Raw genomic sequence first — 22,953 nt, 5'->3', positions numbered from 1 at the left:
CCCTGCAGCAGATCCCCTGCCCAGATCGTCCATCTGACACAATTTGTCGAGATTGCACTGTGCTGCACCGACTTACGCCCGTATTGCCGGGGTCGGCGAGCCTCCGCAGCCGGTTCGAAACTCGTGCCCGCTTCCCGTTGATGTTGGCCGATCCCGGGTGGCATGATCAATTTGGTATGCCGAGAGGGGAGCTCGCATGATGCAGGCGACTCCCGAGCCTGCTGCGCGCCCGGGAATCCGATACCGGCGTCGAGGGCGGTGGCTTTTGAGCATTCGGCGTTCATGGCGGCCGCGCCCGGACTACACGCCGACCATCACGACCGGAATGTGTTGCCAGGAAAGGGCTTTCAATCTCTTACATAAGTTTAGCTGGTTCAACTTCACCGTCAGGATATGGTGACCGCCGCCATCGCAGTGGGCGGCATCGGCGGCGATCAGCGCGTCGAGGATGTCGGGGTGGCCAGCAGGGTGCGCAGCATTGGGACTTCGCTGGTTTTGGCCGCGACCGCGATCTGGGTGAGGATGGTTCCGGCCACCTTGCACAGTCCGACCAGCAGGAACGGTAGGTACCCGGTGGCGCCACGGGCGCTGCTTAATGCTGGCCATCAAATGCGATCACCCAGCGACCATCGATTGTGTTGGTGCGCAACCATATCCATGCGTCGATCGCGGAGTCGGTTCCGTCGCCGACGATCATGCCGAGCGCGATGGCCTTGACCTCTTCGCGGAACCTCTGGATGTCCGCGCGAGCTTCAGTCAGTCCGCGGCCGTTGTAGCCGCTGGTGATGTCGAACTTCAGGCACGTGATGGTTGCCGCGCCACACCCCTCGCGTTAAACGAATTCCGGTGTGGACCAGGTGCTTTACGCGCAGCAACCCGTCGGACGCGCTGCGGTGTGGGATCGGGTGGCTACCGTCTGGGACCTTCTTCGACCACGTTGTCGGCCCCCACCAGTACACTCAGCGTCGTGGACCGGAGGATAACGTGGGGGTGCGGCCTTATTGTTGGGCTGCTCGCGTTCGTCACCCTCCAACATGCTGTGAAAAGTATCCTGAATATCGAAAGCTGGACGGGAACAAACGATAGCGATCCCCGTTTTAGCGGCTTCGTGATAGGAGGCGTGGCAGCCGTCGCAATACTCATTGGCTGCACTGCGGCTCATGCGCTTGAGATTGCAAAAGAGCGGGTTGAGATCATCAAAGCCCAACATCACTGGCAACGAGTTCAAGCAGATATTTTGGCTCGACGAAAGCCTCCACCGATGGTGTTCCCACCTCGATACGCCCGGTTGGATGACGGGGCGACAGGGCGGCTTGTGTCTGAGGAACTAGAGATGCTCTTAGAGAGCGGCTACTGGCTCGAATTGGGTCTGCATCAGCGAACATGCCCAGACGATGCGGTATACGACTGGGCTACAGAAGTATCGGAAACACTTGGACACATTGTCGTTCCCATAGACGGTTCCAAGTTTCAACGTCCCAAACGAGATTTTACCTACCTGATGGATGATACTCAATACATCGAGTTCAAACTTCATCAGCCAGAGAATTACGACCTGATGCAATCATATCTTGAACTCGGAATTGACTACCTGAAAGAGGTTAAGAATCGGATGACGGACTACACCGAAGCTTCAGGCCAAGGCGTTCCAGGCCCCACCTATTCCGTCAAAGGCAACGTATACAAGGCGCCCGTCACCGTAAACGGCAGTCAGCAAATCGCCGATCGCATAGTAAATCGGGGCAAGAGCATGTCGAACGTTGTCTATCAGGGCGGCGACTCCCAAGTTGGGGCAGCACTCGCGGCGCTGGAAGACGCTATCCTGGCCGACACCGAAGGAGACGACGACCTTCGCGGCCATTTGCTTGGAAACCTGGAAAACCTCACGCAGGAAGCAAACAGGCCCCCCGAGGAGCGGCGCGCCGGGGTCATGAGATCCCTCCTGGCAGGCTTGCAGGCAGGACCCCAGGTCCAACAGACAGTCGAATCCTGGAAGCAGATCCTCGAAACGCTGGGCTCGATCGCCGGATAATAGTGGCGGTGGAAGGATTCGAACCTTCGACCTGCGGCATATGAAGCCGCTGCGCTACCAAACTGCGCTACGCCGCAATGCACCCGATTATACGCTCGGGCAAGCGTTTTCAAACCTACCGGTCGGGCTTGCCAGATCTCACCGTGGTGGGGCGCGTCGGCAGCTTCCTACAGGGGATCTTCTCCGCCTGACAACCATGAGCCTCGGACTGCTCGGGCGACAGCTTCACCTCGACGGCGTGCAGCGTTTCCTGCGTAAGCGCACTCATTGCGTCGCGGCCGACCTCACCAAGGCCGAGGAGTACGCGATCGATCAGGTACGGCCGCCCACGATAAGCGCATTTCGTTCAGGACGTGGGATTCGCTGCCGTTCGACCGCGAACAAGCGCGGCGAGTTCCCGGCGCAGACGTTCAACTTCATCACTACCCGTAGTGGGAAATCGGAGCAGGGGTATCCGGTACGCCCGACAGATCGCGTTCTTCAGTACGTCCCGGGCGAGCTGCTTGGGGTCATTCTCATGGAACTCGAAGCCGTCTACCTCGATTACGCACACTCGTTGCTTCGTGACGCGGTTGTAGAGGTCGAAGTCGACCGAAGACGAGCGGGTACGGACGAATCGTTGCTGGTCCGGCGTGAGGCGGTTGGTATCCGGTAGCAGGTTCTTGAGCAGCACCTGTTCTTTGAACCCGAGTCCGTGGAATTCTGTCTCTCTCAACAGGTCTTCCAGGACTGTTCGCATGATGTCTTCCGATTTGTGGTCAGATTCCCTCCGGACGCGGGCGGCCAGCGGACGGAGTCGCATCGAATAGTCCCGATATAGAAGATCGAATACCGATACGATTGAACTGTCGAAGACCTCCTTGTCGAGATTTTGGTAATGGATGTATCCGATCAGATCGCGGAGATTCCTGCTTTGCGGCAGCATGTCGTGATTGGTCACGAGAACGAAGCGTTTTCTGGCGCGTGAGACTGCCACATTGACCAATTCTGGTCCATCCGCGTGCCGCAGACCGGCATGGCCGCTCTTGGTTTCATCCAGGACGGTGGTCATCACGATGGCGTCCTTCTCGCGGCCCTGGAAACTGTGGACGGTGTCGGACTCGATGCTCTCGACGCTCTCGATGAGCGCGTCGGTCACCCTGTCTGCCTGTTTGCGATAGGGAGTGGTGACTCCAATCTGGTCGGGTGGGAAGTCAGCGCAGAACCGCGGCAGCACTTCTCGCTGAATGACATCGATTTCCCGCTGATTGATCCGACCACGGTTCACATCGACCTGACGACCGAACTGGCGCATGTGGTTGCCTTCCACTGTCCGCGCCACCACCATGGACTGGTACCCCGGAGCGCTCAGCGTGAAGGGAATGAGGTTGTCCTCGTAGAACTTCTGATTGCAGAATCCGATAATGCTCGGATCGCAGCGGTAGTGCTCCCGCAACATCACGCGGGGCAGCGAGTCACCGTACAGCTCGATCAGTGAGGACAGAATACTGTTCTCCTGATAGCGATACGCGGGTGCCGGGGCGGGTGGGCACGCGGATTCCTTGACGCTGTCGATGGGCTGCAACTGCCGTAGGTCGCCGACAATGATCAGATTGCGGCAGGACGCCAAGGCCACTCCAGCGGCGAGCAGATCGACCTGCGATGCTTCATCGATGACGAGGTAGTCGATGAGCTGGCCGCTGCCGATGCTGCGTTCCAGCGAATGACAGGTGCTCAGGATGACGGGGTAGTCACGGCGGAACTCAGCCCACTTCCGCCGATATGATCCGCGGTCGTATCGCCGCGTCGCGCGGTCTGCGTAACGTCGGCGCAGGTGCTCGGTGAGCCAGCCCACGGATAGTTGACGCTGTTCCTCCGCGAGCTGCTCGAAGTTCGCGCTATCCAATGATTTTCGGACTTTGCCGATCAGCTGCTCGAGCTCGGCGATCTTCTTATCGTAGTAGAGCCGTTGCAGCCGCAACACGACATCGACATCCTGTGCGTCGGCGTACCGCATCGACCGATATCTGAAGTAGTTCCCGATCCGATCAACCATGCGCGCGATCCCGCTGGTGCGCGCCAGATCCGGGTCGGTCGCGGCGATGAAGGCGAGGATCTTCGCCGATCCCCACCGCAGGACCGGCAACTGCTCTTGATCGGGCAGTTCGTGCCGGTCGAAGTAGCCCATGAAGTGACTGCGTTCCAGCCCATAGTTGGCGTGCTCGGAATTCAGCTGTGCGAGTTGCCGTTCGGCTTCTCGCAGACCCAGTAGTCGGCCATCCCGGGTGACCATCTCCTCGGTTCGAGGCAGCATCAGCTCGGGCGATCCGCGCAACCCCTCGACCACCTGATTACGATTCAATTGCTCCGCGAAGAAGGTATCCTGCTTCGCAACCCTGCCGAGATTCGCTGTGACATAGCCGAATCCGGCTTCGGTGAGCTTGGTGTGGACATTGTCCACGGCGGTGTTGTTCGACGAGACGACGGCCACGGTCTTCGATTCGTCGACGATGACATTGGCGATCAGGTTCAGAATGGTCTGTGTCTTCCCAGTTCCCGGTGGCCCGTCGATCACCGAAATCGTATGCCGGAGCGCGTTTTCGATGGCTGCCCGCTGGCTGAGATTGGTGTGGAACGGGTATAGCGGAGGCGAGGCGGGACGCTCGGTGGGTTCGATCGGTAAGGCATGCAGGTAGCGGTACAGCGCGCTCTCGGGATGGACAAACATCGACCGGCTGTATGCCTCACGCAGGGACTGGCCTCCCTCTGGAAGCCGTTCGGCCACGGCTTTCCAGTACGCCAGGATCGCAGCCGCTCGCGGCTCGCCTGCCCCGTTCGGGATGATCTCGACACATTCCGTCGGCCGAGCGGCATACTTGCCGGAATTGCCGTAGAAGATGTGCCACCACCCCCGATCTTGCGCGGTGAAGTGGTACGCCTCGGTCACGTTCTCCCACAGCTGCCCCTCGACGGCGATCCGCACCCGCGCATCGGGCGAAACGACCTTGGGATTTTCCAACACCAGCACACGCTGCGACCCGTACTCGTAGGGCCTACCGGCCCTAAAGGCGATCCGCACACCACCCGCCATGGGATGCAGTTCCCGGATGTCCTTGGTGCGGTCCTCGTACGCTCCGTTCGCTGGATTTTGAATCAGTACAGCCACACGTCGTGGATCGATCACCCCACACCCCTCACCAATCGCAGGCATACTGAGCGTATCGCGAAGAATGGCCGGTCACGCAGGTTTTCTGCTATCCGAATCGCTCCGGGCCGACGCCCGGCCGTACCGGGCAAAGCGCCGGAGATGCGGCACTAGCCAATTGAAGGGAGACCATGAGATTGCCACCGCGACACCGGGTTCCATTCATCGCTGACCATCAGGGCAGCCAGTTCTATTGGTAGCCACCAGATTACGGCAGCTCCATACTCAATTCGTCAGTGCCCATGCGTAGTCTGTGAGTTGTTGCTCACCCGGCAGGTCACTTCCGAGGGTGTGGCAGTAGCCGCCCATAAATCGGGCGAACAGATCGAGGGAAAAGAGGATTCGGCATGTACTCGGCGGAGATCAACCGGCGGCAGCCGGCACTGTTGTTGTTCGCGATCGATCAGTCCTTCTCGATGAAGGATCCGTGGGCGCAGACCGGGAAATCGAAGGCGGAGGCCCTCGCAGACGCGGTGAACAACATGTTGGGGAACGCGGTACTGCTGTGCAGTCGCGGTGATGAGCGGGTCTATGACTACTTCGAGCTCGGCGTATTCGGGTACGGCGCGGACGTGACACCCGTCCTGCACGGAAGCAGCCGCGATCAGGCGTGTTTGCCTGTTTCTCAGGTGGCGGAGAATCCGCTGCGGGTGGATACGATGACCAGGCGTGTGCCCGACGGCGCTGGGGGTGTGGTGTCGATGCAGCAGAAAATGCCGGTCTGGGTAGATGCGGAAACGAATGGCATGACACCAATGGTGGCCGCCTTCACCACACTCGAACCAGTGGTGAAGGCGTGGTGCACATCCCACCCAACGAGCTTCCCGCCGATCGTGATCAATGTGACCGACGGGGCGTCCACCGACGGCGATCCCCGCGATGTCGGAGCACGCATTCACGACCTGGGCACCGACGATGGAAAGGCATTGGTGTTCAACGTGCACCTGTCGGGATTGACGAACCAGCCGGTCCTGTTCCCGAGTTCCGTTGCGGGACTTCCGGATTCGAACGCGAAGATGTTGTATGAGCTATCCAGCGAGCTTCCGTCGTCGATGCTGGAGGCAGCGGCGAGCATGGGCTACACGGTCACCGCGGGTGCGCGCGGGTTCTTGTACAACGCGGATGCCACCTCGGTGATCGACTTTCTCGACATCGGCACCCGTTCGGTGACACCAACAGGCTTGAAGGAATTGACCGACGGCACAGACCGCCCCGAAGGCACCGAGGACGTCTGATGCTCGCGGTGCCGGCCGTACTGGGATCGGTCGCCAAGGACGGCCGCGATCCTGGCGACAACGACGACCGTGCCGGCGCGGGTTTGTACCGGTTCGCTGTAGCGGATGGAGCTGCCACATCGGCACGCCCCGAGATCTGGGCGGAGATCTTGGTACACGCCTATGTCGGTGAACATGTGGATCCGTTCGAGACCAACGAACTGGCGGCGTTGCGCGAACAGTGGCTGCGCGAGGTGGTCAGGCCGGGGTTGCCCTGGCATGCAACGGAAAAGCTCAAGCGCGGTGGTGCCGCCACGTTCGTGGGGCTCGATATCAATCTTGCGGCACGGCGGTACCGGGCGGTAGCGGTAGGTGATTCATGTCTGCTCCACCTCCGAGAAGCTCGATTGGTGCGCGCCGGTCCGCTCGGCAACTGGGAGCTTTTCGACCGGTTCCCGCCGTTGGTGAGCACGCTGGCAGGCGACGAATCGTTTCGTACCGCATTGTGGCGCAAGGAAGGTGCATTCGAACCTGGCGATGTCTTCATCCTGGCATCCGACGCCTTAGCGAAGTACCTGCTGCGGTCGCACGCCCAAGACCAACAGGTAGACATGGCGCCCTGTACAGCCAGAACCGCCGACCTGTTCGCCGAATGGGTGACCAAAGCCCGCTCCCAATCCGGCCTGGACAACGACGATACGACGATCTGCGTGGTAACGCCATGAAATACCCCTCGCTGCGCGAATATCAACTCGCAGTGCAGAATCCGACGCTGGCGTTCAGAAATGATCCGGTGCTGCGCGGCGGCGTCGCGCGCACGAACCTGCTGAACTTGCCGACCGTGGCCTCGGGCGGATTCGCCGCAACCTTTCGGATCGACTGCGGCGGTCGTCAATGGGCCGTTCGCTGCTTTCACCGCAGTGATGGCACCGACCGCGGACTCCTACACCGCTACGGACACATTGACGCCTTCATCACCGGAAACTCCGATCTCGACTTTCTGGTGCCGGTGAAGTATCTCGATGACGGAATCATCGTGAACGGCAACACCTTTCCGACGGTCCGCATGCAATGGGTCGATGGATTGCCGCTGGGCGTGTGGCTCGAGGACTGGGCCGAAGCACCAGACCCGCACCGAATCGACACCGTCCGCAGGCGGATTCGCGAAGCTGTGGCTGCTCTACGGGCTCGTGACGCCGCGCATGGCGATCTGCAGCACGGCAATATCCTGGTCCGCCCCGATGACAAGATCTGGTTGATCGACTACGACGGCATGTTCCTTCGGAACCTCGCGGGGCTCGACTCGATCGAACAGGGCCACCGCAACTATCAGCATCCCGACCGGGGCCGCCACTACGGCGCCGATCTGGATGTCTTCGCTGCCGAATGCATCGACCTGTCGTTGGCGGCCCTCGCACGAGATCCCTCGCTGTGGAAAGACTTCGGTGGCACCGGCGAGAACCTGCTGTTCGAATCCACCGATTTCGCCAACCCAGATTCGTCGCAGCTGTTCACGCGACTATCCGCCATGCCCGAAATCTCGGCTTCCACACGGAAATTCCGGGCAGCGTGCCTGACCGAGTATTCCCAGATCGGCGCCGCCCTCGCAGGCCGAAGCACCCTCCCTACCGCGGACGGACATGTGGTGTCAACGGCACTGATCTTCGCCGCCGAGGACGCTGCTGTCCTCCGAGACATGGAAGGTCAACCCGTCACGGTGGTCGGGACCGTCACCTGGACAAAGATCATTGAGACACCGCGTGGCGCGGTGGCACTGATCAACCTGGGCGATTACAAGAAGGGAGACTTCACGATCGTCGCCTACGGCGACGTCGTCGACGCACTACACAAGCAGTATCCGGGGAGGACCAGGAGCGGCGACAGATACCTCCGGGATGTGAAGGGCCTGCGCGTCGCCATCAACGGCACCATCACCCTGTACGACAGTGACTACTCGAGCAACCTGACACCACAGATCGAACTCGACCGAGCGGGGCTGCTCCGGATTCTCGATGACGACCAGTTCCGCGATCTGACCGAAAACATGCACCGGACTCACCGATCCACACCCGCGTCACCTCGAAACTCCCCGCCGACCATCTCCCGAGCGACACTGTCTCCGCCTCAACAACTTCCGAAACCAGCTCCTGCGGCCGACCGCACCACCGCGCGCAATGCCGCTCTGCATGACCTCTACAAGAACAAGACCGGCGCGGCACGGAAGCCACCGCAACCACCCGCAACGACCCCGAGACCTGTCCCACGAACACGACGCGAACCGCCCACGGCAAACCAGCCCTACAACGGCGAGCCCGCCACTCCGGCAGCTCGCCCGACGGAAAGTTGGCCGCCACCGCCGAACCCACCGCCGAGCCCGAGAATGCCGCTACCACAGCCGATGCCCCAGGCACTTCCACTCCAGCAGCGCACCCAATCGCACCGCCGGCGTGGTAACGGGCGGACCGCCTTCGCCCTGGTCGCCTGTGCTACCGCCGCAGTGGGGGTCTTCGCCGCCATGCAACGCGACGAGATTCCCGCCCCCGTGCAGTTTCAGTCGCCGTCAGAAAATGTGGCTTGTCAGATCGCCCCTGACGGACCGGAAGCGGGCGTTCGCTGCGACGCACAGGAATTCACCTACATCCCCCCGGATCCGGCGGGATGCGCGGACCCCGGTTACGGACGAACTATCACACTTACCCAAACCAGCGCCGGATTCGTCTGTACACCAGACACACTCTCCGCCCCCGAGCGACCCATACTTCCTCTCGGTGAAACCAAGACCGCCGGGCCGTACACGTGCACGAGCGAGGACGACGGCATCGCATGCCGCGACAACCGTCCGGGAGGTCACCGGTTCAAGATCACCCGCGATGCCTACGAACTCGAATAGGAAGGCACAGTGATGTCGCTGGAAATGATCTCGTCCCGGCCATGAGTAGCGGCTGTTCAAGATAGGCTGAGAAACTGCAGCGCAAATTTCGAATGGGGGCGCGATGGCGTCGCAGGACGGGTTGTACAACGAGCCCGAACCGAATGGTTTTCAGCACAATTTCGGAGGGACAGCTCGGTCGGTGGCGGGGGCCGCGATCCGCCGCCGTGGTGTGCGTCTATCGACCGCCGTGACGCTCATCCTCGGCGTTCCGTGGTTCATCCTCAGCGTAATAGTGGTGGGCCTGCTGACCTCCCTTGCCACTCCCAACGACACGATCATGCTCGCGGTACTGAGTTGCTTCATCGCCTCCGGTGCCGTCGTGTTCTTTCAGCCGACTGAGTATGCCATCGCGCGCTTGGTGTTCCGGCTGCGTCAGCCGACGATGAACGAGCTACAGCACTTGCACAATGCGTGGGACGCCGTGTGCCGATCGGCGGGAGTTCGAGCCGCCACCTATCGGCTCTGGGTTCAGGACACCAAGGAGCTCAACGCATTCGCTACCTCCGGGCATATCGTGGCCGTTACCCGACCAGCGCTCGGACTCCCGCCGCGCCAGCTCGCGGCGGTGCTGGCGCACGAACTAGGCCACCACCTCGCCGGACATTCGTGGGCGCGGATGCTGACGCATTGGTATTCGATTCCAGGCCGACTCCTGACCCGCGCCCTGTTCGCGATCACCCACTTCGCGTTCGCAATCGCCACCAGCGTCACCTTGGGTGCGGCGGGTGGGGCCGTCGCCGGACGAGCAGGCGGCCAGGCAGCGGGATGTCTGATCGTGCCGCTCGTCCGCTTGTTTCCTCTCCTCTGGCTGGCGTTGATCACCTGGTTCTTCTACTCCATTCACCCGGCACTGGTGCTGCTTTGGACCATTCCGATCCTCATGGCATGGTTCAACCGACACGAAGAGAAGGCCGCTGACCGGACGGCCGCGGAAATCGGTTACGGCCCCGCGTTACTCGAAGTCCTCTATGGCTGGCTGCACGCTGGGCACGACGACGCCCTGAAGCGAGAGGGACTGCGTGCGAACCTCCTCGACAGCCATCCGTCGTGTGCTTCCCGCATCCAGGCGTTGGAACGGTACCTGTACGAGCACAATCGAACAGGCGGAGAGAGTATGTGACTCTAATCGACGCAACCTGCCGAGCCGTTATGTTTGTCGAGACTTGTTGTGCGCGTTAGCGTTAGAGCGATCATCAGCTGAACAGGGGTGAGTCCGATGGTGCACAGTTCTCCCTATGATCCGTACGGAGGTCACGGCTACGTTGACCCGCGCATTGCCCGACAGCTGGAGCGTGAGCGCAAGGCGTTGGAACGGGAGCAGGTGCAGCTCGAAGCGGCCAGTCGTGACGAGCAGGCAATCGCGCAGACCGCCGAGGTCGAAGACCAGGTGGCGGAGCTGACAGACCTGTTGGCAGGGTCACTGGGACGAGATCCACGCATCGAATTCAGCGCACTGCGACGGTATGTGCAAGTGCCGCCCCTCGATCTCGGATGGGACGCATCACCGCGCCCTGCTCCCGTGTGGAGCACACCCCCGGAGCCGACCGGATTGGCGCGCATGTTCGGCGGCAAACGGCGCTACGAGGAAGAAACCCACCTCGCAAAGCAGCAGTTCGCCCAGGCCCAGCAGGATCATCAGCGCGAGGAATCGCTTCGGCAGCAGCGGGTAGCGCAGAAACAGCAGGCGTACCAGGCGGCTGTGGAGCAGGCCGAGCAGCAGGTCGCCGACGAGAATGCGCGTATCGACTCTCTTGTTGCCGGGCTACGAGAAGGAGACCGCTTAGCCGTCAGCCGATACATGGAGATGGTGCTCGAGCACTCGCCATATCCATACAACTTCCCGATGGAACGGCGCGCAGGCTATGTCCCAGAGTCGGCGCGCCTGGCGGTGGAGTGGTACCTGCCTCCGATCGAGGTGGTACCCGAGCACAAATCGTTCCGGCATGTGAAGGCTCGCAAGGCAATCGAGCCGACTACACGGCCGGTGAAGGAGATTCGCTGGCTGTACCAGCGCGTGATGGCCCAGATAGCGCTACGGACAGTTCGCGAGGTCTTCGCAGCGTCGGCAGAGGAGTTGATCAGTACCGTCGAATTCAACGGCGTCCTCCGTGCGGTCTCCCCGGCCACCGGGCAGCAGACCGAACAGCCACTGATCTCGATGCGCGCAACCCGAGAGCAGTTCGCTCGGCTGGTGCTCGATGAACCGAAGTTCGACCCCGTGCAATGCGTGCGGAAGCACTTCTTCGCTGACGTGTCACCGCATCCTGATGAACTCGTCGCGGTCCGGCCGGTCATGAATTTCAAGATGGCCGACCCGCGAATAATCGACCCGGTCGATATCATCTCCGAGCTGGACAAGCGGCCGAACCTACTGGAACTCACCCCTAGCGAGTTCGAGGCGTTCATCCAAAACCTGTTCACCCGAATGAAATTCGACACCAAGCTGTACCAGGCCAGTGGTGACCGCGGCGTCGATTGCGTAGCCTACGACCCGGACCCGATCAAGGGCGGAAAGTTCATCGTCCAGGCGAAGCTCTACACCGGCACCGTGAAGCCGACGCATGTGCGCGACTTGTGGGGCACTGTGCAGCATGAAGGTGCGACCAAAGGAATCATGATCACCACATCGGGATACGGTCCGGAGAGCTACAAATTCGCCAATGGCAAACCATTGAACCTGATCGATGGCAGCGGTCTGCTCTCGTTGTGCCAGCAGCACGGCATCCCTGCACGCATCGTCAACCGCAGTAGAAAGAACCAACAGGGTGATGCCGACTCACAGTAACGGGGCCGCAGTTATTCGACGGTCAGCGCCTGAAATTCGATCCGGAGCATGACAATACCGTCTTCGAGCGCAACGGCGAGATGCCCGGATGCGTGGACGGCAATCGCGACGACGGGTGCATCGACCGGCACTACGCGCACCAGAGCCCACGTGACGGTATCCCACAGCCGGATCGTCCCGTCTCTACCCGCCGAGATCAGCGTCCGGCTGTACCCTCCGATGGAATGGACAGCGAGGGCAGTGACTGCCCCGGAATGGCTGGAAAATCTGGCGGCAGGGTGTCCGGAAGCGCCGTTCGTGGGATCGAACACCCGAATCATACCGTCTCTTGCAGCGCTTACAAGGAGCGGACCCCGATCTGTGAACGGCAGAAAAACGAGTGCGGTGATGACGCCCGGCTTGCCCGACCATACCGAAAGTTCCTGGGCATCAATAGGATTCGCCACATCCCAAAGTCGGAGTTGTCCAGCATCGTCAGCGCTGGCCAGCAACGATCCCATCGACGCTAATGCGGTGACCGACCCGCTGGGACCTTCCAGTGCCCCTGCAGGTTGTCCATCTAGGTGGCACAATCGAACTGCTCCGCTATTTCCGACCGCGAGCATCCGGCCGCCATCGGCGGCAGAAACTTCAGCGAGGTATGTTGCCGTTCGGGTGGTCGCCTCGATGGTGACGATCGACTCCCCTTGCCCGCTAGTTGTATTCCACAACCGAATGACCCCACCGGAGCTGGCGCTTACTAGCAAGTTGCTACCGTCGGACGTGGAAATTGAAACGAGGTCAGTAGTGTCACCTGGGGCGCCGAGCAATGTTTCAATATGGTCTCCCGTATCGAAACTCCATAACCGAACGACAGTTTCATATCCCCCGGTGGCCAGCACAGTGCGCCCATCCGGGCCGGTGGCAAAAGACAATTCAGAAACCCTGGGCCTGAACTTCGAGCGTGTGAGCGAATCGTTTCGTCCTGCACTGGGATTCCACAGTCGAATGGTTTGGTAGCTCGCGCTGGCAAGAAGCGTGACACCGGCGTCCAGCGGTAACGCGGCCAACGCAGTGATTCCCCGCGTGTTCGCGGCGAGAGAGGTGACCAGTTCCGCGATAGGTCCCCGCTGGCCGCTGAGCGGATCCCACAGCGAAATTGTCCCGAAGTTGGCGCCAGCAATGACAATTCGGCCATCTGCGCCCGGATAGGAAGCCAATGCCGAGACGGCACTAGCTGCTGGCGTGGCCAGTGGAGTCAGATCACTGCCCGTACCCCACACACAAATATTGCTTTTACTAGCGCTGATCAGGTGACGCTCGCCGTTGGATCGAGTGACGACAGCCAATGCGGAAATTGCGCCGGTGTGTCCGGGCGTGGAAGGGAATGTAGCGGTCAGTGTGCCAGTAACGATGTCCCACAGCCGGATTGTCCGGTCCCTACCTGCGCTCACGAGCATGCTACGGTACGGATCGGGAAGAACGGCCAATGCGGTTACCGCACCGGAATGGCCAATCAGAACCCCAATTGGCTGGCCGGTGACGGGATTCCATACGCGGATTAGTTTGTCGTCGGCAGCTGCTAGCAGGCAACCATCATCGAAGGGAACGGCGACCAAGGCGGAGACCTCGCCACCATGATGGCGGATGATCATTATGGGTTGGCCGCTACCGAGATCCCACAAACGGATCGTGCCGTCGTCACTGGCGCTGGCCAGCAGCGTGCGATGAGGGTCAGGGACGGCGGTCACTGCGGTCACGGCGGCGGAATGTCCCAGCAGTGTCGTCATTGGTTGTCCCGCAGCGGGATCCCATACTCGTATGGTGTGGTCTCGGCTGGCACTCACGAGTAGAGTGCGGCAATCCTTGGCGCGTACTACTGCAAAAGCGAGGACTGAGTCGGTATGCCCGGGTAGATCCCGGAAGGACAATCTTGGTTGCAAAGCGGCCCAGCAAAGGTGCACGAGGGTCGGACTGAAGGAAACGTTCGCTGAGACGTAATGGCCCGTATTTCGGGCCATCGCAACCCCGAGAGCAAAAGGGTAGTCCGCCGCGTCCACCTTGCCCAACCAGTCACGAGCATTGACAATGGCCTCGAGTAGAGGCGGAAGAGCGATTTTTCCGAAGGCCGTCCGGACGGCGTCGGCACCGATCTGTTCAGGGTTGAGAACCTCGACAATCCTCTCGTTATCGCCGAGCAGGTTCCATCCCACACCCCCAGCGTTCGCAGCATGCATCGACAGATATTGCCGGACATAGGGATTGACGACAGCGTGCGGATTGTCGCCATTGGCCGACTTCAAGGCACAGTCGGCAGTCCTGATCAACGCTTCCGTGACAGCGAGATCCCGAGCGCTGTCATCGGCGGCCACGAACCACCGAGGATTCGCCGACGATCCTGACGACGTAGCTGACACCTGAGGCGGGCGTGAGGGGCGGTGCTGGTTGTCGCGAGTGAAGTACTCCGCGAAGGTCCGGTGAGCCAATCGATACACCGTCTGCCCGTACTCATTGTCGACGATCACGTATGGGGCGGCGGCATCGATAAATCGTCCGATATCGTCATCTGTAATCGGCTGCGGCGCTGGGCCTTCAAGATTGGCGATGGCTTGAGCCGCGACACGCCAGACGCCGTCGTGGATTGGGAGTCCATGTCCAGCCGAGTACGCCAGCGCTATCAGCAGCGGGCGATTAGCTGGATGCTTCCGCGACAGCCGGTCAATGGCGAGTTTGAATATCCGCTGGTGATTTCGCGAGAGCAGGTCAGACCACATGTCGGACTTGCCCCATCGGGAATCGGTGAGAACTTCGTGGACGGCAAGTTGGGCGGTCAGGAAGTGCGGACTTCGCTGAGCCGCTGTGAAAGCGAGTCGCTCGACATCCAGATCAGACCGGTGTTGCAGTCGATGGGCAACGAACCGCTGAACTGCGTGCGGATCGCTTTCGATAGTCACGGTACCGGTGTTGGATGAGCCGAGTGCCCGGAGCAGGTTTATGTCCTCGGTCGGTTCATTCGAACGGTCAAATGTACTCTTCGCGTGCCCACCAGCAGCCGCACCGTGCGGACCTGCGCCAACGGGCGCAGTACGTAATTTGCCAGCTCCTCCGGGAAGACGGCCTCGTCGAGCGCATCGGCCACAATCGTGATCTGAGCAGTAGTGGAATTCCGTACCGCGTTCGCGAGCCACTGACCGCCAAGGGCAGCCCCTTTGCCCGCAAGGTCGTCCGGAACCGTAACGCCGACCGCAGCGGCGAGTTGGCCGATCACCTCCTCGGACGGAGCACCCGTGAGAGTCATGCAGAGATCGAATGCATTGTCCTCCAGTCCGTTTACAGAGCTGGTGAGCAGACCGGCACGACGCAGTGCCTCCCGCAGAGCTGGATTCGCGTGGACGATCAGGTTGCCGAGGAATGCCGACTTGCCGGAGCCCGGCGCGCCGGTAATGACCAGCATGCCGCTCTCATGCTGGCGCAGCCAGGTCACGACGTGCCGAGTGTCGTCCTCTCGTCCCTCGAAGTACCAGGATTGCTCGTTGAGCACCACCTTCTCGAACGAGCCCAGGCCCCCGTGGGCTTTGGTCACGAAGTGCCTCTGCACATCTGGCGGCAGCTGGCTGATCGCGCTCGCGAGTTCTTGCCGGGCATCGACGGATATGTTCGCGGGCAGTCGAATTCGTCGAATGAAGGCAATCACATCGTCGGAGATGGGACCGCTCTGTTTGATCGCAACATCCCGGGCATGGAGAGCTTTGGCGAACCGGTCGAGCAGCACATCCTCAGCGGCGAACGTCGTATGCAGGACGTCGTGCAGCATGACCTGAAGCCTGCCCAGCGTGACGGCTCCTTGATCGGATGTCGGGCTGATGAGCAGGTAGGAACCCGGATACATCGTGTCGTTCAGGGCATTCTGCAACCGGCTGACGAACCGTACGGACTGGCACGCTTCGATCATGACGATCACCCACGGATGCGGCGACGTCGCGAATCGGCTTCTGATCGCGCTGGCGATGTGCTCGGGTCTGATCCCTTCGTGTGCGACATAGGCCGGGTGCGTGCGACTGTGGATTAGCGCAACTTGATGGTCGTCGGACCAGCCATGTCCCACCCAATACAAGATCGACCGTGTCGCCGAATCACCGTCAGCCCACTGCTGCAGCCGCGCACTTACGTCATCGCGATCCCTGTAATGATCGCCGAGCCGGTCAGGGCACCCGAGGCAGTCGGAATATGAGCGTTTCGTGGACTTCCCGCAGCACTCTGATGCCGTACGCCGCCACTCGACGACGTGGGATTCAAAACCGTCGAACGTGTCGATGATTGCCGCGAGATTCGCGTCGATACCGTCGATATGGGGGTAGCGAGCGGAGTCGAATTCGCCGATCGCTATCGGAAAGAGTTCGACGCTGTCGCTCATCGATCAACTTCTCCCGCAACGAGAATCAGCTGCTTCACTGGTGATGTCCCGGAACCGGCCAATGAGACGCGGTACAGACCCGGCCGGTGAATGATGACCGGTGCCACGACTCGGCCGTCGCGGATTTCCGGCGCGACGGTTCGCGTATCGCGCCCCATCCGAGGATCGTCCACTTCCTCATCGATCCGTACTCGGTATCCGGTCACGCCGTCCGCTCCATCGATGCCGACCTCGAACTCGGTGCCGGCGCGGACGTCGTCGGGAAGATCCAGACCCAACTCGACACCGGCCAGCCGAGTACTTCGTGGATGGTTGAAGAGCCGATCTCGGACGTCTTCGAAGGCTTCGACCGTTTGGGCGAGCGCCCCGTGCTGCTGCGGCAGTGTCTGATAGTTGTCGACATCTGCGGACATCCGCGGCACCGTCCCGTCGCCGAGACCGAGTTCCCTCCGAAGAATCCCTTCAGGTCTGCGCAGTGGGTCACCGTGTTCGTCGAGCCTTACTGTGTAGGCATAGCCCTCGATCTGCTCACGGCCATTGATGGCGATCGTGCAGATCGTCGGCTGGGCAACTCCGATCACGCCACGATGGTTGGGAATCCGCGTCCGTGCGAGCACGGCTCGATCAGCGAACGCCTGCTCAGTGAGGACACGGTCCCCGCCGAGTCGCACGATGTCATCTACCGTCAGCTTCCGAATGTCGTTGTCCGATTCCAGGCAGGCATAGCTCGGCAGCAAGTCGTAGATTCCGGGTAGTGTCCTGGCCAGCTCGCGCATCCGTTTGGCAGGGAGCGGATAGCCCTCACCCGACCCGAGCATCATCGCAGCTTTTGCTGAGCCCTCGAATGGTGTTCCCAATGTGGTGGTGACGCCGACGTTGTCCATGGCTCCCGATATCGAAGCCGCTGCGCGGCAGAGGAGTCCGCCCATCGAATGCGCCACTAAATGCACCTTCGCATCGGGCCGCTTCGAGAAGCTCCGCCACCAGGCGAGATGTTGATCGACCGCTGCCGCGAGAAGTTCGGCATTGTGTCGCACGGGAAGTCGCCAGTCGTATCCGAATTCCCGGACGGCATCCGGATGCCGGACGATCTTCTTCAGGTCGCTGACCAGATCGGTATAGGGCTCGATACCGTTGAGCAGCGGCGCGTAGCCGGGCGTGCGCAGCAGACGACCGGGTTCGATGGTTGTCACGTCGGGGTCGTATTTCAGCCGTTCGAATACCCGGGCTGACCCCGACCACAGGTTGGCAAGCAGCCCCGGCCTCAATCCCCACAGCAGCTTCGGCTTACTGCCTGAGGTATCCACGAGCTCGGTCCCCATGATCCCGGGGACTACGACGATCGCGTCGGCGATCAGGGGCCGGTGAACGATGCCCGCGAGCGGGAAAGGAAGGACCGGCTCCGAATCGCCGACGACCGTCGGCGGCTCGGCATCGGGGAAGAAGTCGAGATGCGGATCCTGCTGCATACCAACATCATTACCGTTCCTGCAGTGTTCGTCAGCCCTTCCCACGTAACCCGCACGCGACCCTGGCGCACTACGACAGGAAGAGGAACTTCACTGGGCTCCCCCAGAGGGGGCCAACCCGATGATGGCCAGGAATGGCCGTGAGGACCACCGGTAACCCGCAATGGGTGTAGCTCGTCTCTAGGGACTGTTGATCAAGCAGCGAGTTGTTATCGTCGGGGTGGACACGGAGACGTTCTCGGGCGACATGAAACCGCCCAGTGTTCATTAAGATCGCCGTTGGCTATGATCGCGCGAAGTATTCGAATGGCCTCGGCGCCAGCCAAGCCCCAACAGGCACCGGTGATTTCGAGTCTGTCAGCAACCGGTATGTCGCGACATGCGCCCTCGATCACGGTTCGGTCAGCCGCCCTGCGCGGTCAACCGCTTCAACTTCGACCGCAACGACTCCACCAGCGACCGATCCGCGGCCCCGAAACCCAACGCGGCCACCACATGCGCAGTCCACCGACCGCGCCTACGACGCGTCGATGAGCTTGCCGCTCTTGGACACCTCGGGATCGGTGCAGGACGCCAGATCGAAACAACACGGCCGCCGCTTTCCCGCACGAAGCTTCGAGATGCCGACCTCGATGCGACGTTCGCGCGTCTGTGGGTTCTTCGTGGCGCCGATCCAGCGCACCCACTCCCACCGCGCCATCGGGGTGATGTCGGTCCACACCTCGAAGCCGTCGGACGCGTTGTCCAGCGCGGCCCGGAAGTCGCTCGGCACGTCGGGCTCCGGCCAGTCCTCGGCCGGCTCGATCTCGACCGCCATGACGTCGCCTTCACCGACCTCCAGCACCCGCTGAAGCTCCTCGTCGATGCGAAGCCAGTGGCCTCGCCTGCCGTCGGGCTCGAGAACCGTACGAAATGCGGACTGGCCGGCACTCGCATCGACCGCGACCTGACCACGAGAAGGCAGCCGAGAGCTCGCATCGTCGGGCAGGCGCACGATGATCCGTTCGCCGATTCGTTCGACCGGCGCATCGAAGCTGATGGTCATGGGCCTGATCCTAGCGTCCGCCCCTCGCGCGGCACTTCTCGATTCCTGATTGCTTTCGGCGCTCGCGGAACGCGCCGTCGTGGTCATGACGGCAGCGTCGGGTCCGGCCATCAACACCCAAAGGCGGAGTCGGTTCAGCTATGGGTGGCGGGTCCAGTTCCCGTCACAGCCGGCCGGGTCGCGATTGTTCTTGCGGGGCGGGCGGCGCCTGCGGCTCGGTCCGTACAACGAACGTCCTTCAAGGATGTGACCGGTCCGTTGCGAGGCTTCGCCCCTCTACCAGAGGCCATTCTGGCTTCGCTCAGCGCAGTATTGTCACGAGCTCGATGGCTGGCCGGTAGCCGCGCGCGCTGTAGATAGTGCGGTGCAGGTGGCGATTCAGGTCCCGGAGATCGGTACGGTCGAGCCCTCCGGAGCGGTCGATGAGATGCTCACAGGTGAAAGCCAGATCATTCATGCAGCCGAGAACCTGCCGATCGGCGGTCGGGGCGAGCACGAGCTCTTCGGCTCCGGTATCGACGAAGGTGTGCGGCGGCAACTGCTCGTCGCGGAGCTCTCGTTCGATGAGGCGGCTCGTGAGGGCGCCTGTGGCGCGCAGCACGGATGCGGTCACATTCGGTTCGAAGGCGGTGAACAAGGTCGCCGTATGAGTCAGCAGCAGGCACTTGCGGCGGTCAATCCACAGCAGATTCGCGTACCAGTCTTCGGGATCAGGCTTGGGTGCGGGGGTGGCCAGTCGCTGGGTGCCGACGACCGTCAGGAGCTTCTTCGTGCACCGCAGGATCATCTCGCGATGATAGACACGCGGTTCGACGCCTGATGAAGGCGGCAGGAACCACCTCGCGCACCCGCTGGTCCCCACGAACACCACGGCGGTGAGCACCGCCTGCTCGTCGAACTCGATATGCTGGCCGCAGCTTGAATGGCCGGGCCCGGAGCATTGCTCGCATTCTGTGGACAGAAACAAGCGGTCGAAATCATCGGTTTCGCAGCCAGCGTTGAGTTGCGTGCACCGGTGGCCGGGCGGTGCGCTGCTGCCGGCCTACTCGGTGACCGGACTATCGAACTCGCTGCCCCATGCCGCGTGCACTAGATCCTGGCAGATGCGGCATCCGCTGATCAGGGGCACCGGATTCGGGGAGACCGGAGTGATGTCGATGAGCGCTTGTGGACGGCCAGGACCCCTGATACGAGTCCACGTGGCATCCAACACCATCCATTCATCACTCGGCGAGAAACGTAGGCGTGCTTGCGTCTTCGATTCCCTCCGTGCCCCGACTGCGAGTGCGAAGCAGGTTTCTGCGGCGAGAAGCCTGCTGTTGTAGTCGAATTCGGGTTGATGGTGACGCCAGCCCGCAAGCGATGTGCGTTCTTTGGCAAGCCATTCGTGCACGAAGCCGCTGGGCAGATCCACCAAGGCCAAGGCGTGGCCGGAAGGGATGGGCATCTGCCGGAAGCCGAGTGTGCGCGGGTCGGTGCAGGTCACGGACTGATCGGTAGCGCCGAAGACGATCGCGCGGATTGTGCGGTCGGCACCGAGCCCACTGGCTCTCGCCGCGAAATGCAGCTGGTGGTCGGTGCCGTCCTCGTATGTTGTGGTGGCGGTGCCGATCCACTGGTCGGTCGGATCGACGAGGTTGAACATCGACAGGAACTTCGCGCGATCGTCCCACTGATCGAACCTGGCCAGTAGCTCTGGAATCGTATTCCCGTGGGGAAGCTCGCCATACGGGAGTCGCAGGAGATAGTGGGCGGCGGGGTCGGCGATAACGACACCGGTGACGCTCCATTCCATCGTGCCGACGACCGGGCTCTCGGGTAGATCTCCGTTCACCACGCTGTCGACCCAGATAGCGGCGGCGTGGACGTGTCCGGTAGGGCCGAGTTTGGGGATCGCGGCTATCCGCTTCTTCTGTCCGTCGGGCAGGGTGATGTATTTACTGCAGGTGTCATGCACGGTGGCGCATTCGTGGACCAAGCCATCGAGTTCGCGGGCTACCAAGCCGTTGGCCGCAACACTCGAGCGGGTGAGCTTGGAGAATTCGCGTGCTTCCGGCCCGTCCAGAACGACCGAGGCATGGTCGATGCCCGACAGTGTTTCCGCCACCACCCACCACCGACGAGCGGGGTTCTTCCCGGGGGGACGGATCTGATTCGAACTCTCGCAAGGATCGCCGGAAGCGGTGGTCTCCGCCTTCCGGTCGAGGCGCGCGGATCCCAGGTTCCGATGATGCGCCGGGCTATGGCGGTTTGTCTGACCGGCGGACTTCGCGGCGCGGGGATCTTGTTGGTTCATAGTGCACCTCCTGCGATCGTGTCCACGGATCTATACCGTGCGGCTCCTGACTGGAACGGGCTGGCACCTACTGGCGGAAGCGCCGTATGCCGTAACTCATTCGACCAGTCACCCGCCCATCGCGGAACGGCCGAATACAAGGCTGAAAACTAGGCTTCAAGCTAGGCGGATTGCCCCCATAGGCCGGTAACTCGACGCCCGTCGAACTCAATTCGATCTGACTTCTGCAACCCTGACCTGCACCGATGCGCACAATCAGGTGGTGTTCGACACGATTGCTGAGGTAGCGTGGTGTACACCATGACGACTGGAGGTCGGTGGTGGCGAATCGCGGAATCCGATTGGGGGTCGCGATGAAAACCGGACAATCAGGACCCAGTGTGGAAGGTTCGTCGGGTTACACACCCGACGAGCAGGAATATTCCGCGCCGTCACCAGGCGGCAACAGCCGGATTGCCGCCGATTCGGGCGCACTGAAAGTGCGCCCGAACACCAGACTTGTCGAACTCCGCATCGCCCACGGCTGGACACAGGAACAAGTAGCGAGAGCAATCGCCGATCTCGCCACAGAACATGGCAAGACAACAGGCATCACCGCCAACACGGTGTCGCGCCTCGAACGAGGCTACTGCTCATGGCCACACACACTGGTCACCGAGTTCGAGTGCCTGTTCGGGTGCTCGGCGACGGATCTCGGGTTTGTCAATCGACGCGTGGGAGGCGGCCTGGCTCGCTCGCGTGAGATGGAGCAGGACAGTACAAGCCGCGAGCCGGTGGCAATCGAGGCGTTGTCCCATCCGTCGCTATTAGATGAGAACGGTTCGGTTGGTACCGGCCTTTTCGAGGCGCCCAGCCCCGATATCTACTCGCCGATGTTGGCCGCTTACGGAACCCCGCAGCTGTACATCGTCGCCAATAACGAAGAGTATCGGCGGGCCTTCCCTGGCGTCACGGTCGGCACGAATCTCCTGGAGTGGGTCGTCCTGAACCCGATCGCACATGAGGTTCTGGTGGAATGGGAGTTGGAAGCAGAGCTGCTCGGGAACTCGATGCGTCAAGCCGCATCCGATCCCCACAACGGCGAGGCTCGGGCGATACTGCGGAAGTGCTTGGACGAGTCACCCGAGTTTCGGGCAATCTTCGACCGGGGAAACGCGGATATACAGCGACCGCATTCGTACCAATTGCTACGGGATCTGGACAGCGGCGAGATTCGCCGGGTGGAATGCACGGTCTGGGTCGCCTACACGAACGGCGAACCGGCGCACTTCTATATCGGCAAGCCGCTGAACGAGCCTCCCCCGGACTGAAGTCCGGCGAAGGCGGTGGCCGTCCGGTGGCATCGCGGGGACCGGTAAGGCCAGGCGTATCCTCAACTTTAAGACCCCCGTACACCAGCATCGCAACACCGAGCGCGCAAGCAACGCACCCGATTCCTGAACTGGGGCAACACAATCGAGTCGCGGTGCTCGACGACGACCGCTCCCGGCTCCACCCGCTATCGCCGGGCTCCTGATCGCTGTGAAACATGCTGACGCAAACGGGATTTCGTCGCCGGTCTGCCCAACGCACGGCGAGGCCCGCTCTCAGAGACCTCGCTGTT

General features: G+C 61.6%; 15 protein-coding genes and 1 tRNA gene. 8 read left to right on the top strand and 8 right to left on the bottom strand.

Going from position 1 to position 22,953, the window contains the following annotated elements; all coding sequences use genetic code 11:
* The first annotated feature begins 1,039 nt into the window (after positions 1-1,039).
* Positions 1,040-2,032, top strand: coding sequence for a hypothetical protein (locus NU1_RS41605; RefSeq protein WP_157552704.1), 993 nt, complete (start codon positions 1,040-1,042; stop codon positions 2,030-2,032).
* A gap of 3 nt (positions 2,033-2,035) precedes the next feature.
* Here the strand turns inward: NU1_RS41605 and NU1_RS21245 are convergent.
* Both NU1_RS21245 and NU1_RS21240 read right to left on the bottom strand, forming a co-directional pair.
* Positions 2,036-2,109 (bottom strand) — tRNA-Met (locus NU1_RS21245).
* A 269-nt stretch (positions 2,110-2,378) separates the two neighbouring features.
* Positions 2,379-5,177 (bottom strand): AAA domain-containing protein, encoded by a 2,799-nt coding sequence (locus NU1_RS21240; RefSeq protein ID WP_169815114.1) that lies wholly within the window; start codon positions 5,175-5,177, stop codon positions 2,379-2,381.
* A gap of 386 nt (positions 5,178-5,563) precedes the next feature.
* Here NU1_RS21240 and NU1_RS21235 point away from each other — a divergent pair, with 386 nt between their 5' ends.
* From NU1_RS21235 to NU1_RS21215, 5 genes are all read left to right on the top strand, one after another.
* The gene (locus tag NU1_RS21235) at positions 5,564-6,451 is read left to right on the top strand and encodes a hypothetical protein (protein WP_067523536.1); all 888 of its coding nucleotides are present in this window, start codon (positions 5,564-5,566) and stop codon (positions 6,449-6,451) included.
* Positions 6,451-7,155: a hypothetical protein gene (locus NU1_RS42300; RefSeq protein ID WP_067523535.1), complete on the top strand. Its 705-nt coding sequence runs from the start codon at positions 6,451-6,453 to the stop codon at positions 7,153-7,155. Before NU1_RS21235 ends, NU1_RS42300 begins: the two co-directional genes overlap by 1 nt.
* Positions 7,152-9,320 (top strand): lipopolysaccharide kinase InaA family protein, encoded by a 2,169-nt coding sequence (locus NU1_RS21225; protein ID WP_067523534.1) that lies wholly within the window; start codon positions 7,152-7,154, stop codon positions 9,318-9,320. Before NU1_RS42300 ends, NU1_RS21225 begins: the two co-directional genes overlap by 4 nt.
* Positions 9,321-9,423: 103 nt before the next feature.
* Positions 9,424-10,482, top strand: coding sequence for a M48 family metalloprotease (locus NU1_RS21220; RefSeq protein WP_084521664.1), 1,059 nt, complete (start codon positions 9,424-9,426; stop codon positions 10,480-10,482).
* Positions 10,483-10,920: 438 nt separating this feature from the next.
* The gene (locus tag NU1_RS21215) at positions 10,921-12,147 is read left to right on the top strand and encodes a restriction endonuclease (RefSeq protein WP_212761868.1); all 1,227 of its coding nucleotides are present in this window, start codon (positions 10,921-10,923) and stop codon (positions 12,145-12,147) included.
* A gap of 11 nt (positions 12,148-12,158) precedes the next feature.
* Here NU1_RS21215 and NU1_RS40515 read toward each other — a convergent pair whose 3' ends face one another.
* Positions 12,159-14,498 (bottom strand): WD40 repeat domain-containing protein, encoded by a 2,340-nt coding sequence (locus NU1_RS40515; protein ID WP_169815113.1) that lies wholly within the window; start codon positions 14,496-14,498, stop codon positions 12,159-12,161.
* 66 nt (positions 14,499-14,564) lie between these two features.
* Between NU1_RS40515 and NU1_RS42295 the strand changes: the two genes are divergently transcribed.
* On the top strand, positions 14,565-15,098 hold the full coding sequence (locus NU1_RS42295) for a hypothetical protein (protein WP_067523531.1): 534 nt from the start codon (positions 14,565-14,567) through the stop codon (positions 15,096-15,098).
* 20 nt (positions 15,099-15,118) lie between these two features.
* Here NU1_RS42295 and NU1_RS21195 read toward each other — a convergent pair whose 3' ends face one another.
* The 5 genes from NU1_RS21195 to NU1_RS21175 all read right to left on the bottom strand — a co-directional run bounded on the left by NU1_RS21195 (position 15,119) and on the right by NU1_RS21175 (position 21,161).
* Positions 15,119-16,540, bottom strand: coding sequence for an ATP-binding protein (locus NU1_RS21195; protein WP_067523530.1), 1,422 nt, complete (start codon positions 16,538-16,540; stop codon positions 15,119-15,121).
* A complete protein-coding gene (locus tag NU1_RS21190; RefSeq protein WP_067523529.1) occupies positions 16,537-18,009 on the bottom strand; it encodes an alpha/beta hydrolase in 1,473 nt (490 codons plus the stop codon). The genes NU1_RS21195 and NU1_RS21190 overlap by 4 nt, the downstream gene beginning before the upstream one ends.
* A gap of 517 nt (positions 18,010-18,526) precedes the next feature.
* Complete coding sequence (locus NU1_RS21185) at positions 18,527-19,054, bottom strand: YdeI/OmpD-associated family protein (RefSeq protein ID WP_067523528.1); 528 nt, start codon at positions 19,052-19,054, stop codon at positions 18,527-18,529.
* A 301-nt stretch (positions 19,055-19,355) separates the two neighbouring features.
* Complete coding sequence (locus tag NU1_RS21180; protein WP_067523571.1) at positions 19,356-19,841, bottom strand: DUF6933 domain-containing protein; 486 nt, start codon at positions 19,839-19,841, stop codon at positions 19,356-19,358.
* A gap of 255 nt (positions 19,842-20,096) precedes the next feature.
* Positions 20,097-21,161, bottom strand: a complete 1,065-nt coding sequence (locus NU1_RS21175) for a GAF domain-containing protein (protein WP_157552696.1) — start codon at positions 21,159-21,161, stop codon at positions 20,097-20,099.
* Positions 21,162-21,730: 569 nt separating this feature from the next.
* Between NU1_RS21175 and NU1_RS21170 the strand changes: the two genes are divergently transcribed.
* Positions 21,731-22,660, top strand: coding sequence for a helix-turn-helix domain-containing protein (locus NU1_RS21170; protein ID WP_157552694.1), 930 nt, complete (start codon positions 21,731-21,733; stop codon positions 22,658-22,660).
* Positions 22,661-22,953 lie beyond the last annotated feature (293 nt).

Source organism: Nocardia uniformis NBRC 13702, from assembly GCF_001613345.1.
GTDB classification, from domain to species: Bacteria; Actinomycetota; Actinomycetes; order Mycobacteriales; family Mycobacteriaceae; genus Nocardia; species Nocardia uniformis.
Note: the sequence above shows the minus strand (reverse complement) of the source record. Positions and strands in the feature narration are given on the sequence as shown.

Bases quoted from the DNA above. Each gene is read 5' to 3' on its own strand.
- NU1_RS21235 (WP_067523536.1), top strand. From the start codon at position 5,564: ATGTACTCGGCGGAGATCAACCGGCGGCAGCCGGCACTGTTGTTGTTC.
- NU1_RS42300 (WP_067523535.1), top strand. From the start codon at position 6,451: ATGCTCGCGGTGCCGGCCGTACTGGGATCGGTCGCCAAGGACGGCCGC.
- NU1_RS21225 (WP_067523534.1), top strand. From the start codon at position 7,152: ATGAAATACCCCTCGCTGCGCGAATATCAACTCGCAGTGCAGAATCCG.
- NU1_RS21220 (WP_084521664.1), top strand. From the start codon at position 9,424: ATGGCGTCGCAGGACGGGTTGTACAACGAGCCCGAACCGAATGGTTTT.
- NU1_RS21215 (WP_212761868.1), top strand. From the start codon at position 10,921: ATGTTCGGCGGCAAACGGCGCTACGAGGAAGAAACCCACCTCGCAAAG.
- NU1_RS21195 (WP_067523530.1), bottom strand. From the start codon at position 16,540: ATGAGCGACAGCGTCGAACTCTTTCCGATAGCGATCGGCGAATTCGAC.
- NU1_RS21190 (WP_067523529.1), bottom strand. From the start codon at position 18,009: ATGCAGCAGGATCCGCATCTCGACTTCTTCCCCGATGCCGAGCCGCCG.
- NU1_RS21185 (WP_067523528.1), bottom strand. From the start codon at position 19,054: ATGACCATCAGCTTCGATGCGCCGGTCGAACGAATCGGCGAACGGATC.
- NU1_RS21180 (WP_067523571.1), bottom strand. From the start codon at position 19,841: ATGATCCTGCGGTGCACGAAGAAGCTCCTGACGGTCGTCGGCACCCAG.